Genomic DNA, 16759 nt, shown 5'->3' with positions numbered 1-16759 from the left:
TAACTTTTGGGGGTCACATCAAACTTGGATGCCCTCTTTTTCTATTTATCAGCGGATATTACCTGTTTATAAGCGAAAACACATGATTTATCAGCGTTAATTTCATTTTATCAGCGTATTTTCGATTATATCAGCGAATCTGTTTCAACGAACTGTTTGCTCCATTCAGATGGATCTTTACTCCATAAAAGCAGACTTTTCTGATCCTCTGCCGTAACGTTGCCTTTTGAAATCGCTACTTCTATTAATGTCGGAAAATCAGTCAAAGAAATACCCTTAATCCCGTTTTCCTGAAGCAGTTCTCTTCCCTTTTCCAGCCCATATGTAAAAATGGAAACAACTCCAAGCACTTCACAGCCTGCTTCCCGTAATGCTTGAACTGCCGTAATCACACTGCCCCCTGTTGAAATTAAATCCTCAACAACGACAACTTTTTGACCTGATTCAACCTTGCCTTCAATCTGATTTCCTTTGCCATGCCCCTTTGCCTTTGAACGAACATAGCACATTGGTAAATCCATTAGCTCACTCACCCACGCTGCATGTGGGATCCCAGCTGTCGCCGTACCAGCAATAACTTCAGCTTCTGAAAAATTCTCAAGGATGAGTTTTTGCAAGCCAGCAGCAATTTCTCTTCTAACGGCCGGGAATGAGAGTGTTAACCGATTATCACAATAGATTGGTGACCGGAGCCCTGATGTCCAAGTAAATGGATCCTGTGGCTTTAAGGCAACCGCATTAATTTCTAATAATCTTTCAGCAATCACGTGTTTCATTGTCGTATCCCCTTCCATGCTTCCATCCATTTTTCATAGCTTTTCACTGGGTCAACTGACCGAGTAATCGAACGCCCCACAACAATAGAACTTACCCCCGAATTTCTCGCAAATTCCGGTGTAGCCACTCGCTTTTGATCTCCAACCTGATCAGACTCCATGCGAATTCCTGGGCATACGGTCAAAAACGATTGCCCAGCTTTCTCCCTAATAAAAGCAGCTTCCCAAGCAGAGCAGACGATACCGTCCAGGCCAGCTTCTTTTGTAAGTAACGCATAATGTAAAACGGATTCTTCCAATGAAACAGGAATGAGCTGTTCTTTATTCATTTGCTCTTCTGATGTACTCGTCAACTGTGTTACCGCGATGCAATCAGGTCGTTTCCGTCCTGCAGAAGTTCCTGCCTCCAGTCCTTCAAGTGCAGCTGCCATCATCTCTTTTCCCCCGGCAGCATGAACATTAACTAAGTCACATTCCAATCGGGCAAGCCCCTTCATTGCACTTTTCACAGTGTTCGGAATATCATGAAGCTTTAAATCCAGAAAAATATGATGACCTTTTTCTTTTAATTGATGAACGATTGAAGGGCCTTCTTGATAAAATAACTCCATGCCAACTTTCACAAAAAGCTCCTTGCCTTCAAAAGGCTGCAAAAAACGATTCACTTCGCTGCCATTGGCAAAATCAAGCGCGATGATAAGCGAGTTTTCCATCTTCCTTCCAGCTCCTTCCTGTACATTCACTGATGTGTTCAAAGCCTAATTTTTCTAGTAAAGCTGGTAATTCCTCAATAATGGTTGGACATACAAAGGGATCCACAAAATTTGCAGTTCCAACTGCTACGGCACTTGCGCCTGCATAGAAATACTCAATCACATCGGCAGCCGACTCAATTCCACCCATGCCAATAATCGGAATGGATACAGCCTGACTGACCTCATAAATCATCCGAATGGCCACAGGTTTAATAGCTGGACCTGATAAGCCGCCTGTACGATTGGCTAAAATCGGTTTGCCCGTTTTTAAATCAAGCCTCATCCCAACAAGTGTATTTATCATGGTTAAACCATCGGCGCCCCCAGCTTCCACCGCTTTCGCCATTTCCACAATATTAGTGACATTCGGTGACAGCTTCACATACACCGGCACTTCAGAAACTTCCTTTACCTTCCGGGTTAATTGCTTAGCTACTTCAGGTATTGTACCAAATGCAATCCCTCCCGTTTTTACATTTGGACATGAGATATTTAGTTCCAATGCATGCACATTTGGTGCTTTTGATATTCTGCGAGCAACCTCCACATAATCCTCTTCGAGTGACCCTGCAACATTTGCGATAATCGGGACATCGTACTGGGAGAGCCAAGGCAGCTCCGCGCCTAGTACTTTTTCAAGGCCTGGATTTTGCAATCCGATTGCATTTAACATCCCTGATGTTGTTTCTGCTACCCTTGGGGTTGGGTTTCCGAACCGCGGTTCTACTGTTGTGGCTTTAATCATAATCGCGCCCAATACACTCAAATCATAAAATTGGCTGTACTCCCGTCCAAATCCAAAACATCCCGAGGCAGGCATGATAGGATTTTTCAGTGTTAAACCCGGTAATTCGATGTTCAAACGGCTCATATCAATACCTCCCCGGCGCGAAAAACGGGCCCATCGCTGCATACCTTTTTATAGGCAACTCCGGTTGGGTCATCTTTACTTTTACACACGCAGGCAAAGCATGCCCCAATTCCGCAGCCCATTCGTTCTTCTAATGATAAAAACATTTTTTTATCCGAATAACTTTGTTCAATCGCCTTTAACATTGGTGTTGGTCCGCATGTATAAATACAATCAAATCGTAAATCCTTCATGACATCTGTTACAAATCCTTTCCTACCATAGGAACCGTCAACAGTAGTCACGTAGGTTTCACCATTTTCTAAAAATTCCTTTTCGTAAAAAACCGCCGCTTCCGTTTGAAAGCCTAGGACATGGATAACCTTTACACCTTTTTCGACTAATTGATTAGAAAGTTCATATAGTGGCGGAACACCGATTCCACCGCCAACAAGCAAGGCTGTCTCACCTCTGCTGACCTCATCGACAGGAAAGCCATTGCCGAGCGGTCCAAGGATGTCAAGTTTCTTCCCTGGACCCAATTCTGCTAGCATTGTTGTTCCTCTTCCTTCCTTGCGATAGATCATGGTCATGCTCTTTTGTTTTTTATCGAAGGAAGAGATACTAATGGGCCTTCGTAAAAGCGGGTCCCACCCACTTGAGACCCTAATATGCACGAATTGACCCGGGGCACTAATTTGTCCGACCAATTCTCCCTTAACAGTAAGCTCATAAATGTCTTCAGCAATTTCTTTTTGGCTGCTGATTTTGCATAACTCTTTTCTAATCAAGCAAAGACAGCCTCCTTTTTCACTGAATCCATCGCTTCAGCCGAGAAGTTCATCGACTCAATCACTTTAAGGATAGCATCTGCTGTGTCTAATGAAGTTAAACACGGAACCCCATTTTCAACGGCTTCCCGGCGAATTCTAAACCCGTCGCGTTGCGGTTGTTTACCTTTGGTCAGTGTATTAATTATAAATTGCGCTTCGCCATGTTGAATGACATCCAAAAGAGTCTTTCCTTCCGAACCAATCTTTCCGACCTCTTTGACTCTTAGTCCAGCCGCCTCTAAGACAGCTGCTGTACCGCTCGTTGCCATTAAACGATAGCCGTTAGCGGAAAATCGCTTCGCCAGCTTTAAGGCTTCCTGTTTATCTTTATCTGCTACAGTAAACAATACCGTACCAAACTTTTGGATATTCATACCTGAAGCAACTAATCCTTTATAAAGAGCTTTTTCAAGCGTTACATCCTTACCCATTACTTCCCCTGTCGATTTCATTTCCGGTCCGAGGGTTATATCCACACTTTTGAGCTTAGCAAAGGAGAAAACAGGAACCTTTACGAAAACCCCTTCTTTTTCAGTGGCAAGACCAGGAATGTACCCTTGATCAACAATCGATACACCTAAAATTGCTTTAGTGGCTATTTTCGCCATTGGAAGATTCGTTATTTTACTTAAGAATGGAACTGTACGGCTTGAACGCGGATTGACCTCAAGCACATAGACTTGATCCCTTGCCAGAACGTACTGGATATTTAATAATCCGATAATGTTTAAGCCCTTTGCTAATTTCTCTGTATACTCCACAAGTGTTTGTTTTACTGTCTCAGTAAGAGTTTGCGGCGGATAAACAGCAATTGAATCACCAGAATGGACCCCCGCCCGCTCGATATGTTCCATAATTCCAGGTATTAGTACATTTTCTCCATCACAGATGGCATCTACTTCGATTTCTTTTCCTGTTAAATAGCGGTCAATCAACACTGGATGATCTGGATTAATTTTAACAGCATTTTTCATGTAGTGAAGCAATTCCTCTTCATGGTAGACAATTTCCATTGCCCTTCCCCCAAGAACATAGGATGGGCGGACTAGAACAGGATAGGCGATTTCGTTGGCAATCACCACCGCTTCTTCCACTGATAAGGCTGTTTTCCCTAACGGCTGTGGAATATTTAATTGTTGAAGAGCATGTTCAAACTTATCTCTATTTTCAGCACGGTCTATATCTTCAAGGCATGTTCCAAGGATTTTGACACCATTTTCAGCAAGATCTGCGGCAAGGTTGATAGCTGTTTGCCCGCCAAATTGGACCACAACCCCAATTGGATTTTCTAACTCAATAATACTCATGACATCTTCAATCGTCAGCGGCTCGAAGTAAAGCTTATCGGAAATACTGAAATCGGTGGACACCGTTTCAGGGTTATTATTAATAATAATTGCTTCATATCCTGCTTCCTTAATGGCTTTAACCGAATGAACAGTAGCATAGTCAAACTCAATTCCTTGACCAATACGGATAGGTCCCGACCCGAGAACAATCACACTTTTTCTGTCCGTTACGACCGACTCGTTTTCCTCTTCATACGTACCATAGTAATAAGGTGTTTCCGATTCAAATTCTGCTGCACAAGTATCAACCATTTTATAAACGGGGATAATCCCTAGGCTCTTTCGCAGGTTAAAAATCTCTTTTTCATTACTATTCCAAAGTTCAGCGATTTTTTTATCAGTAAAACCTTTTTGCTTTGCTTCAAAAAGGATTTCATTATCAAAAGGACTAGCAGCGATTTTTGCTTCCAGACATATAATTCCTTCCATTTTCTTTAAGAAAAATAAATCGATTTTACTCCATTGATGCAAGGTTTCTATGGTTAGTCCTCGTTTTAACGCTTCTGCAATGTAGAAGAGACGCTCATCTCCTGCTTTTCGAATCCGCTTCTCGAGTAATTCATCATCAATTTCCTCCGCTCCATTTAATTCAAAATGGAAGACGCCCGCCTCAAGGGAACGAATGGCTTTTAATAGGGATTCTTCAAAGGTCCGACCAATCGCCATAATTTCTCCGGTTGCTTTCATTTGAGTCCCCAGTGAACGATTCCCTGATTCAAATTTATCAAACGGCCATCTAGGGATTTTTGTTACAATATAATCGAGAGCTGGTTCAAAACTTGCGTACGTTTTCCCAGTAACCGGGTTCAACATTTCATCCAGCGTTAAGCCAACGGCAATTTTTGCAGCAAGCTTGGCAATTGGATAACCAGTGGCTTTTGATGCTAATGCCGAAGAACGGCTAACACGTGGATTTACTTCGATTATATAGTAATTGTAGCTATCTGGATCTAAGGCCAACTGAACGTTACAGCCCCCTTCAATTCCTAAAGCACGAATGATTTTTAGTGATACATTCCTTAGCAGTTGATATTCTCGATCACTAAGGGTTTGACTTGGTGCAACCACAATGGAGTCCCCAGTATGAACACCCACCGGATCAATATTTTCCATGTTACAAACGACAATTGCATTGTCGTTTCCATCGCGCATAACTTCGTATTCGATTTCTTTGAAACCGGCAATACTTTTTTCGAGCAAACATTGATTCACAGGACTATGCTTTAGTCCGCTTGCAATGATTTCCTCAAGTTCTTCTAGATTATGACAGATGCCGCCTCCTGTTCCTCCTAGAGTATAGGCAGGACGGACAATCACAGGGAAACCAATCTGTTCAACAAAAGCCTTAGCTTCAGTTAATTCATGAATGATTGCACTATCAGGTACCGGTTCGTTTAACTCATTCATTAAGCTGCGGAATAGGTCCCGATCTTCTGCTTGTTTAATCGCGGAAAGTTTAGTACCAAGAATTTCAACCTCGCACTCAGCTAAAACTCCGGATTCAGACAACTCAACAGCCAGATTAAGACCTGTTTGTCCGCCGAGAGTAGCTAGAAGGGAGTCTGGACGTTCTTTACGAATAATTCTGCTGACAAACTCTACTGTTAATGGTTCGATATAAACAGCATCAGCAATTTCTGTATCTGTCATGATGGTTGCAGGATTAGAGTTTACTAGGATAACACGATAGCCTTCTTCTTTTAGAGCGATACATGCTTGAGTACCAGCATAGTCGAATTCTGCAGCCTGCCCAATGACGATTGGACCCGAACCAATTACTAAAATGGAGTTGATATCTGTACGTTTAGGCATTTGCTGTAACCTCCTGTTTGTTCTCTTCCATTAGGGCAAGAAATTGATCAAATAAGCCGTTTGCATCTTCAGGTCCTGGAGATGCTTCCGGATGATACTGAACAGTAAATGCCGGATAATCTAGGTGTTTTAGTCCCTCAACCGTTCCATCATTTATGGCAATATGAGTAATTTGTAATCTTGTGTTTTTGATTGACTCTTCTTCAACTGTATATCCATGGTTTTGTGCGGTAATCGCAACCTTCCCTGTAGTTAAGTCTTTGACAGGTTGATTGGAACCGCGATGACCAAACTTCATTTTTTCGGTGTTCGCCCCGCAGGCCAGGGCAAATAACTGATGGCCAAGACAAATTCCGAATAATGGAACTCTGCCTAATACTCCTTTTAACATATCGATTGCTTCTGGTACATCCTTTGGATCCCCAGGTCCATTTGACAGCATAATTCCGTCTGGACTCAATTGAAGAATTTCTTCAGCCGTAGTGTGATATGGTACAACGATCACATCACAGCCGCGCTGATTTAATTCACGTAAAATTCCATGCTTCATTCCAAAATCAACAAGTACAACTCTTTTCCCGCGTCCAGGACTAGGATAGGCATTTTTAGTTGATACTTGGCGTACCTGATCGATTGGAAGCGATGTTCCACGCAATTTTTGTAGAACCTCATTTGCATCTTTTTCAATACTGCAAATTGCTCCCTTTAGTGTTCCGTATTGGCGGATAATTCTTGTCAATTTTCGTGTATCAATCCCTGCAATTCCCGGGATTTTTTTCATTTCAAAATATTCATTTAACGTATATTCACTTCTCCAATTGGACGGGAATTCAGCCGCTTCTTTAACAACGAATCCCTTCACAGCCGGATTGATTGATTCGAAATCATCACGATTAATCCCATAGTTACCAATAAGCGGATAGGTTAGTGTTACAATTTGTCCACAATAGGATGGGTCAGAAAGGATTTCTTGATAGCCAGTCATCCCTGTGTTAAACACCACTTCACCTATCGTTTCAGTATCACTGCCAAATCCTTTACCGATAAAAATTGTACCGTCTTCTAAGATAAGCTGTTTTTTCATGCTAGTACACATCCTTTTTCCCAAGCAATTTGCCCTCCAGCTATGGTCATATCAGGCCAGCCTTTACAATTCCAGCCGCCAAATGGAGTATTTTTTCCTTTTGATAAGAATTCTTCTGGTTTAATTTCATATTCTTCATCGAGGTTCAAGATTACTAAATCTCCTGGTGCGCCTACTTCTATTCTTCCATATGGAAGCCCGAATGCTTCCGCTGGTTTTATTGTTAAAAATTCAATTAATTGGTTAAGCGAGATGATCTTTTTTAATACAAAATGTGTATACAGCAGTGGGAACGCAGTTTCTAGTCCAACAATTCCGAATGGAGCGAGAACCATTCCTTCACTTTTTTCTTCTGCTGTATGCGGCGCATGATCGGTTGCAATAAAATCAATCGTTCCATCTAGAAGTCCTTCGATTAGGGCCGTTCTGTCATCTGCACCACGAAGCGGTGGATTCATCTTGAAATTCGTATCAAGCCCTGGAATATCATCTTCAGATAATAATAAATGATGCGGTGATACTTCTGCAGTTACATTAATGCCTGCTCGTTTTGCATCCTTTACCACCCGAACCGATTCCTTAGTACTAATATGGCAGACATGATAATGACAGCCTGTGGCCTCGGCTAAGAGGACATCTCTTGCAATCTGAACTGATTCACAGATGGAAGGAATACCATTCAAGCCATGTTTCTCTGAGAAAGAACCTTCATGGACACAGCCTTTATTAATTAGCGTGTTTTCTTCGCAGTGTGCAACGATTGCCATATTATTGGCTGCTGCTTTCCGCATGGCTGCTAGCATCCTCTCAGCCGACTGAACTCCGACACCATCATCGGTAAAGGCAAACGCTCCCGCTTCTTTTAATGCCTCAAAATCAGTTAGTTCCTGGCCAAGCTGTCTAGTCGTAATCGATGCATATGGCAAAACCCTTACCTTTGCTGTTTCGCTGATTCTGTTTTGCAACCATTCCATTTGTTCCTTGGTGTCAGGCACCGGTCTTGTATTTGGCATCGCTGCTATTGTTGTAAACCCGCCCCTAGCTGCGGCAAGTGTCCCTGTAGCGATGGTTTCCTTTTTTTCACCGCCAGGCTCGCGAAGATGAACATGTAGATCAATAAATCCTGGTGAAACTAACTTCCCTGCTGCATCCACAATCCGGTCCACAATCGCATCAATGTTCGTTTCAATCTTTGCAATAACGCCATTTTTCACCAATATATCAGCATGTTTTCTTTCCCCATTAGAGGCTATGTAGCATGCGTTCTGAATAAGAATGTTCATAATTTTTTCCTCCTTCAAGACTTTCAATTGATCTCTTAATTGCTGCCATTCTAACATAAACGCCGTTTTCCATTTGCTTAAAAATTCTTGACCGCTTGCACTCCACAAGACTATCAGCTATTTCTACATTTCTATTTACTGGAGCAGGATGCATAATGATACTATCCGGCTTCATCATTTTTTCTCTTTCTAAAGTGAGCCCAAATTGTTTATGGTACTCATTTGCTGTAAAACTGCTTTTATTATGGTGCCGTTCGTGTTGAACGCGCAGCAGCATCACTACATCTGCTTCTTGTACTGCCTGATCAATAGGCCTATACCTGGATATATCTACACTCCTTGTATCAAACCATTCTTCTGGTCCAGAAAAAACCACTTCCGCTCCCAGCCTTGTCAGAACATCTGCATTGGAACGCGCCACCCTGCTATGTCGGATGTCTCCAACAATGGCAATTTTTAATCCTGCAAATTGGCCAAATTCTTGTTGAATGGTCAGTAAATCTAGAAGCGATTGTGTTGGATGATGTCCGCATCCATCACCGCCATTGATGATTGGGATGTTAACCTTCCCAACTAACTCATCAAAGTAGCGATCCTGCTCATGACGAATGACAATCGTATTTACGCCAATTGATTCTAAGGTCTTCACAGTATCATAAAGTGTCTCCCCTTTTTGAACACTTGAGGTTAGAACTTCAAAAGGAATAACTTCTAATCCTAATCTTCTTTGTGCCACTTCAAAGCTGCTCTTAGTTCTTGTGCTTGGTTCGAAAAATAGATTGGCAGTAAACATTTGCCCTTCAGGATGCCACTTCATTCCGTTTTTGAATCCATGAGCATCTGCTAAGATTTGATTAATCTCCTCCACCTTTAATTCATTTGTGGTTAGTAAGTGATTTATCATCCGTCTTTTTCCCGCCTCTCATTTTGATAAAAAAACACCCTGACCATTGGTTGGTTCAGGGTGTAAGAATTCACGACTTAATCCATGAGACTAAAATCATGGCATCAAGCTTACACCCTTATAAATCTCTCTGGATTTATTTAAAAAGTTGAAACTTTATTATGCAGTTTTCCGCTTTTCAGAGGATTGATTCTCCTCAAGCATATTTTCATTAATTGGTTCTTTGCCAGGCAGGATGAGATTTAAGAGAACCCCGCAAATTGCTGCCAATGCCATACCTTGGATTTGCAATGAATCAGATACTTTTATCACAGCGCCACCGATTCCAATCACCAGGATGACAGAAGATATGACAAGGTTACGCTTGTTTCCAAAATCAATTTTGCTATCAACCAGCATTCGCAACCCTGAAGAAGCAATAATTCCGAAAAGCAGAATCGAAACTCCGCCCATAACCGGTGTTGGAATGGTCCCGATTAAGGTCGTTATTTTTCCAATAAAACCAAAGATGATAGCGAAGACTGCTGCACCAGCAATGACATACACACTGTATACTCTTGTAATGGCAAGGACACCAATGTTTTCACCATAAGTTGTTTTGGGTGGGCCGCCAACCAAGGCAGAAATAATTGTTGCTGTTCCATCACCAAGAATCGAGCGGTGCAAGCCGGGTTCTTTTATATAATCACGACCAACTACTTTACTTAGTACTAACTGGTGTCCGATATGTTCCGATAAAGTTACAATTGCAACTGGTACCATTAATAGGACTAAATCCCAAGTGAATTTTACTTTATAACTTACAAATGGAAGGATAAATTCAGGCATTTCAAACCATTTAGCATCTAATACTGGTTTGAAATCGACGATCCCAACTAGTAGTGCATAGATATATCCCACAATAATCCCTGCTAAGATTGGAATCATGCTTAACATTTTTTTTGCATAGATCGAGAAAATAATCGTCGCTGCCAAGGTAACAAGTGCGACGGAGAAATGAAGCAAGCTGTACTTTCCAGTCGCAGGATTATTCATTGCCATATTCACTGCAGTTCCAGATAGAGCTAATCCGATAACAATGATAACTGGGCCGACAACAATTGGTGGCAGCAGGTTCATGATCCAACGGTGCCCCGCCTTGCTTATGACAAGTGCAACAATTCCGTAAACTAATCCTGCGAGAAAAGTACCGACCATCGCACCACCAGGGCCGCCTGCTGTTTTGGCAGCAATGACAGGTGCGATAAAGGCAAAAGATGAACCCAGATAAGCCGGAACCTTGAATTTAGTTATTAATAAAAACGCCAATGTTCCAAGTCCACTTGAAATAAGTGCAATCGCTGGGCTTAAACCCACCAGGTAGGGAACAAGTATTGTTGCACCGAACATAGCAAACAAATGCTGTAAGCTTAATGTTATCCATTGAAATGGTTTTGGAATCTCTTTTACGTCTAGGATAGGTTTATTGTTCAATTGGATTTCCTCCATTTGATATACTACATTTTATTAGTATCTATTTTTTTCATAAAAAAAACCCTCTTTGCCGATAAGGGTACAAAGAGGGTATGGAAATGCCATAATGAAGTCTCATGTTGGCATATTCCCCTTTGTCAGCCTCACAGGACTAAATTTAAAAGGGTTGCTATTTATTTTTCAAATATACTTACTTGATCAACCTTATCCACTTCGGCTAACTCAACAACGATTTTTTCATCACTTGAGGTTGGGATATTTTTCCCTACATAATCTGCCCGGATTGGAAGTTCACGATGTCCTCGGTCGACTAATACCGCAAGTTGGATAACTGATGGGCGTCCTATATCCATTAAGGCATCTAGTCCAGCTCTGACTGTTCTTCCCGTATATAAAACATCATCAACAAGAATTACTTTTTTATTATTTATACCAACCGGAATATCTGAGCCTTTAACAAGTGGTTCTTGACTTTCCGTCTTCTTAGTTAAATCGTCTCGATAAAGGGTAATATCTATCTCACCTATAGCAATCGACTTGCCCTCAATCTCTTCAATTTTTGCTGCAAGTCGATCCGCAAGATAGATGCCTCTCGTCCGGATACCAATCAGAATGCAGTCTTCTATTCCTTTGTTTTTTTCAATAATTTGGTGGGCAATTCTAGTCAGGGCCCTTCCGATTGCTTGTTCATCAAGGACAACAGCTTTTTGGTTCATATTACACCTTCTTCTTTAGTAAAAATAAAAAACCTCTCACCCAATTCTGGTGAGAGGTTAACAAGTTAATTTATAGATATGGGCACAATTTGCCCATTATCTTAACCGTTTCCTTCTCAGCCTCTCGGGACTGTTTTAAAGGCTTATTAAGCTAAAATCATCTTACTTTAAATAAACGACTGTGTCAACGATTATTTCGAAGCTGAGCTAGCAACAATTCGATATCTTCTGGAAGTGGCGCTTCAAATTCTAAATATTCGTTAGTTCTCGGGTGGTTAAATCCAAGCACACCTGCATGCAAGGCTTGTCCTTCTATGTCCAGAGTATTTTTCGGTCCATATTTTGGATCACCAGCGAGAGGATAGCCAATATATTTCATATGAACGCGAATTTGGTGTGTTCGTCCAGTTTCTAATTGGCACTCTACAAAAGTAAAGTCTTTAAACCGTTCAATCACATGGAAATGAGTGACAGCATGTTTTCCGTGGTCAACAACTGTCATACTTTGGCGGTCTTTTGTATCCCTGCCTAGCGGAGCATCAACAGTTCCAAAGTCATGTGGAATGACACCATGGACAATCGCTTTATATTTACGAGTGACAGTTTTAGCCACCAATTGATTGACAAGGCTTTCGTGAGCCATATCATTTTTGGCCACCATCAACAGCCCAGTAGTATCTTTATCAATCCGGTGAACAATCCCGGGTCTTAATACACCATTAATACCCGATAAATCCTTACAGTGGAACATTAAACCATTGACTAATGTCCCTGACAAATGCCCTGGTGCCGGATGAACAACCATCCCTCTTGGTTTATTTACAACCAATACATCTTTATCTTCATAAAAAATTTCTAAGTTTAGATCTTCAGGTAATACATCTAGTTCTTCTGGGTCTGGTATTGTGATCTCAATTTGATCATTCGTGCTGCATTTATAATTGGTTTTAATCTGTTGTCCGTTCACAAGGACATTACCTTCTTTTATCCATTGCTGTACTTGTGTTCGGGACCATTCTTCATCAAAGCTTGAGATCACCTTATCAATCCGATCTCCTTTTTGCTCCTCAAGAATGGTGTGTTCCATTTTCTCCATATGATTTCTCCTTTGATTCTCTCTCTTCTAGCAACATTTGAATCATTAACATGATGACACCGATCACTAAAGCTGAGTCTGCGATATTAAAGACTGGGAAATTATAGCCAAAAACATACGTATGAATGAAGTCGACAACTTCCTTACGAATCACACGGTCAATAAAATTGCCAATGGCGCCTCCGAGCATTAATGCTAACGATACCCCGAGCAGCCATTTTCCTTTTACTGCTTTGTAAAGATAATACATAATAGCAACTATTACAATTACAGTAATTACATAAAAAAGCCACATTTGACCTTGTAATATCCCCCATGCTGCTCCACGATTACGATGAGAAGTAATATAGAAAATTTTATCAATGATGGTAATACTTTCTCCTAGATACATGTTGCTTACAATTAACCATTTCGTAATTTGATCTAATAAAATAACAAAAAGTGCGATTAAGTAGTAAAACACTAAGAAATACCTCCACATCAACCTAGACTTACGATTCTAGGCGCTTTCGCTTTTCATACTTCTTAAGCATTTTAGCATACTTTTTCGCTAAACGAAAATGGAACATTATTAATTAAGAATGGTAAATTGATTTTTTGAAGTAACTTTCCAAATACTCTGAGTCTCTTTGTGATTTTAAGGTCGGAATCATGTTTAATAAATCAGCGGATAAAAATTCACCGGAAATTTCACATTGCCCAAAATTCCCATTTTCTAACTTTTGGATTGCTGTAATAGTATCTGACAATTCCTCTTCCAAAATGGTTGTAAACCAATTTTTTACTTGTTTATTTTTTAACGAATATTCAATTTCTTCTTTCGTTTGACGGAGTTCAAAGAACAGCTTTTCCTGCGTGGCATTCATAGTTGTTACCTCCGTTACTCATTTGTCTTATTATTTCCGTCAATTATTACTTAACTCAGAAAAACATTTGACAACAACTACAACAATTAACGGAGAAGGAAAAAATTAAAAGCCCTGTGCATTTTTTGCACAGGGCTTCGTTTTATTTATGCTAAATGGGTATAGTTTTCTTTTACTACGTCGGCACACCGGTTGCAAAGTGTGGAATGTTCTGGATTTTGACCCACTTCTGGTGTAACAATCCAGCAGCGCTCACATGTTTCTCCCTCAGCTTTCGTAATAACAATGGCTGCAGTTTCTAATTTCACCGCATGTTCAGGTGCTTCCTCATATGTTCCCGCCACTTCGAAGCCTGAGATAATAAACAACTGTTTCATATTTTCATCAATAGAATCTAATAGCTGTCTCGATTTTTCATTAACATACAGGGTTACTTTTGCGGTTAACGATTTTCCAATCACCTTTTGATTACGGGCTTCTTCAAGTGCTTTTAACACATCATCACGCAGATTCATGAATTCAGTCCACTTTTCTTCCAAAGCATTTGCATTGCTCAACTCCTGGTATTCTGGAAGGTCAGTCAATTGAACACTTTCTTCTGTTACAGATGGAATGAATTTCCACACTTCATCAGCTGTATGGGACAGAATTGGCGAAACCAACTTAGTTAAAGCGAGAAGTGATTCATATAAAACTGTCTGGATCGCACGACGCTCATGATTATCTGTTGCCTCAATATAAAGGACATCTTTTGCAAAATCTAGATAGAATGAACTTAAATCAAGGGTACAGAAATTATTAATCGCATGATAAATACCTGCAAATTCATAGTTTTCATAGGCCTTCCGAACATTTTTAATCAGCTTATTTAATTTAACAAGCATGAATTGATCGACTTCCCGTAGATTTTCATAAGGAACTCTATCAGCAGGTGTAAAGTCTGCTAAATTCCCCAATAAGAACCGGAAAGTATTACGAATTTTACGATACACTTCAGCAACCTGTTTCAAAATAGCATCGGAAACACGAACATCTGCTTGATAATCAACGGAAGCAACCCAAAGGCGTAAGATATCTGCGCCTAATTGATTCATCACTTTTGCAGGGATCACTACATTCCCGATTGATTTACTCATCTTTCTACCTTCACCGTCAAGAGCAAAGCCGTGGCTTAATACTCCTTTATACGGTGCTTCACCTGTCACAGCTACCGCAGTTGATAATGACGAGTTAAACCAGCCACGATACTGATCAGAGCCTTCAAGATAAAGGTCGGCAGGTCGAACTAAATCATCTCTTTCAAGTAACACTGCTTGATGTGAGGAACCTGAATCAAACCACACGTCCATGATATCCGTTTCCTTTGTAAATGTTCCGTTTGGACTTCCTTGATGGGTAAAGCCCTCCGGAAGTAAATCTTTTGCCTCACGTTCAAACCAAATATTAGAACCAAACTCACGGAATAAATCTGAAACATGATTGATCGTTTCATCAGTGATGATTTCTTCCCCATTTTCTGCATAAAAAACAGGAATTGGTACCCCCCAGACACGTTGACGGGAAATACACCAGTCCCCACGGTCACGCACCATATTAAATAACCGCGTTTCACCCCAAGCAGGAATCCACTTGGTTTCCTTCACCGCATCGAGTAATTCATTACGGAAATCCTTAATAGAAGCAAACCACTGGGCTGTAGCACGGAAGATAACCGGCTTCTTCGTTCTCCAGTCGTGCGGATAAGAGTGAGTTATAAACGAAAGCTTAAGTAGTGCACCTGTATCTTCTAATGCTTGTGTAATTGGTTTATTAGCTTTATCGTAAAATAATCCTTCAAAGCCCGGTGCTTCACTTGTCATCACGCCTTTATCATCTACAGGGCATAATACTTCTAAACCGTATTTTTGACCTACATGGAAGTCATCTTCCCCGTGGCCTGGTGCTGTATGAACGCATCCAGTACCGGCATCAGTTGTTACATGTTCACCTAACATGACCAATGAATCACGACCATATAGAGGATGGATGGCAAGAATATGCTCTAATTCATTTCCTTTTACCTTCTTAATAACTGTTGCTTCTTCCCAGCCAATTACCTTCGAAACTTCTTCCAGAAGAGCTTCAGCAACTAGGTATTTGTTTTCATTTGCAGATACCACCACATATGTTAAGTCAGGATGCACTGAAATTCCTAAGTTTGCAGGAATTGTCCAAGGAGTAGTCGTCCAGATAATAATTTGGGTATCCGCGTCAAGAACACCTTTACCATCCTTTACCTTAAAGCCCACATAAATGGATGCAGACTTTTTGTCCTGATATTCAATCTCTGCTTCTGCAAGTGCTGATTCACTTGAAGGGGACCAATAGACAGGCTTAAGACCTTTATAAATATAACCCTTTTTGGCCATTTCACCGAAAACCTTAATTTGTTGTGCTTCATATGATGGGTTAAGAGTAATATAAGGATTTTCCCAGTCACCACGGACACCAAGGCGTTTAAATTGTTCACGTTGATTATCAATTTGTTCAAGAGCATATTTTGTACAAAGTTGACGGAATTCTGCAACCGTCATTTCTTTGCGTTTCACTCCCTTATTGGTTAACGCCTGCTCAATAGGGAGTCCATGTGTATCCCAGCCAGGTACGTATGGTGCATGATAACCACTCATAGATTTATAACGGACAATCATATCTTTTAAAATTTTATTAAGGGCATGGCCCATATGGATATCACCATTGGCATACGGAGGACCATCATGTAAAACAAACATAGGACGTCCTTTGGTCCGTTCCTGTACTTTTTTATAAATATTCATCTCTTCCCATTTTGCCTGAATCTCAGGTTCTCTTTGTGGAAGATTACCACGCATCGGAAATTCAGTTTGCGGCATTAATAACGTATTTTTATATTCCATCTTTTCTTCCTCCTGTAATCCTCTTCATATAACAAAGAATAGCCAAT

General features: G+C 40.8%; 14 protein-coding genes. All 14 read right to left on the bottom strand.

The annotated features are described in order from the left end of the window. Window positions 1-125: 125 nt before the first annotated feature. The 14 genes from pyrE to ileS all read right to left on the bottom strand — a co-directional run bounded on the left by pyrE (window position 126) and on the right by ileS (window position 16712). On the bottom strand, window positions 126-776 hold the full coding sequence (pyrE, locus tag J7E67_RS16245; protein ID WP_214713045.1) for an orotate phosphoribosyltransferase: 651 nt from the start codon (window positions 774-776) through the stop codon (window positions 126-128). Next, the gene (pyrF, locus tag J7E67_RS16240) at window positions 773-1489 is read right to left on the bottom strand and encodes an orotidine-5'-phosphate decarboxylase (RefSeq protein WP_214732343.1); all 717 of its coding nucleotides are present in this window, start codon (window positions 1487-1489) and stop codon (window positions 773-775) included. Before pyrF ends, pyrE begins: the two co-directional genes overlap by 4 nt. Then, window positions 1461-2402, bottom strand: coding sequence for a dihydroorotate dehydrogenase (locus J7E67_RS16235; protein WP_214732342.1), 942 nt, complete (start codon window positions 2400-2402; stop codon window positions 1461-1463). The genes pyrF and J7E67_RS16235 overlap by 29 nt, the downstream gene beginning before the upstream one ends. Next, on the bottom strand, window positions 2399-3172 hold the full coding sequence (locus J7E67_RS16230; protein WP_214713043.1) for a dihydroorotate dehydrogenase electron transfer subunit: 774 nt from the start codon (window positions 3170-3172) through the stop codon (window positions 2399-2401). The genes J7E67_RS16235 and J7E67_RS16230 overlap by 4 nt, the downstream gene beginning before the upstream one ends. Continuing rightward, a complete protein-coding gene (gene carB / locus J7E67_RS16225; RefSeq protein ID WP_214732341.1) occupies window positions 3169-6375 on the bottom strand; it encodes a carbamoyl-phosphate synthase large subunit in 3207 nt (1068 codons plus the stop codon). Before carB ends, J7E67_RS16230 begins: the two co-directional genes overlap by 4 nt. Continuing rightward, window positions 6368-7459, bottom strand: coding sequence for a carbamoyl phosphate synthase small subunit (locus J7E67_RS16220; protein ID WP_214713041.1), 1092 nt, complete (start codon window positions 7457-7459; stop codon window positions 6368-6370). The genes carB and J7E67_RS16220 overlap by 8 nt, the downstream gene beginning before the upstream one ends. Beyond that, a complete protein-coding gene (locus J7E67_RS16215) occupies window positions 7456-8742 on the bottom strand; it encodes a dihydroorotase (protein ID WP_214732340.1) in 1287 nt (428 codons plus the stop codon). Before J7E67_RS16215 ends, J7E67_RS16220 begins: the two co-directional genes overlap by 4 nt. Continuing rightward, window positions 8702-9643 carry an aspartate carbamoyltransferase catalytic subunit gene (locus J7E67_RS16210; protein ID WP_214713047.1) on the bottom strand — a complete coding sequence of 314 codons (942 nt, stop codon included), beginning with the start codon at window positions 9641-9643 and terminating at the stop codon, window positions 8702-8704. The genes J7E67_RS16215 and J7E67_RS16210 overlap by 41 nt, the downstream gene beginning before the upstream one ends. A 162-nt stretch (window positions 9644-9805) precedes the next feature. Next, complete coding sequence (locus J7E67_RS16205; RefSeq protein WP_374223927.1) at window positions 9806-11134, bottom strand: solute carrier family 23 protein; 1329 nt, start codon at window positions 11132-11134, stop codon at window positions 9806-9808. A gap of 158 nt (window positions 11135-11292) precedes the next feature. Beyond that, entirely contained in the window at window positions 11293-11835 is a 543-nt protein-coding gene (pyrR, locus tag J7E67_RS16200; protein ID WP_214713038.1) for a bifunctional pyr operon transcriptional regulator/uracil phosphoribosyltransferase PyrR, read from the bottom strand. Window positions 11836-12019: 184 nt separating this feature from the next. Continuing rightward, window positions 12020-12931 carry an RluA family pseudouridine synthase gene (locus J7E67_RS16195; protein ID WP_214713037.1) on the bottom strand — a complete coding sequence of 304 codons (912 nt, stop codon included), beginning with the start codon at window positions 12929-12931 and terminating at the stop codon, window positions 12020-12022. Next, entirely contained in the window at window positions 12903-13412 is a 510-nt protein-coding gene (lspA, locus tag J7E67_RS16190; RefSeq protein WP_251026801.1) for a signal peptidase II, read from the bottom strand. The genes J7E67_RS16195 and lspA overlap by 29 nt, the downstream gene beginning before the upstream one ends. A gap of 94 nt (window positions 13413-13506) precedes the next feature. Then, entirely contained in the window at window positions 13507-13797 is a 291-nt protein-coding gene (locus J7E67_RS16185) for a hypothetical protein (protein WP_214713035.1), read from the bottom strand. A gap of 146 nt (window positions 13798-13943) precedes the next feature. Next, window positions 13944-16712 (bottom strand): isoleucine--tRNA ligase, encoded by a 2769-nt coding sequence (ileS, locus tag J7E67_RS16180; protein WP_214713034.1) that lies wholly within the window; start codon window positions 16710-16712, stop codon window positions 13944-13946. Between the last annotated feature and the right edge of the window lie 47 nt (window positions 16713-16759).

Source organism: Bacillus sp. ISL-46 (assembly GCF_018613205.1).
The sequence above is the reverse complement of the archived record's forward strand: the minus strand, read 5'-3'. Positions and strand labels throughout refer to the sequence as shown.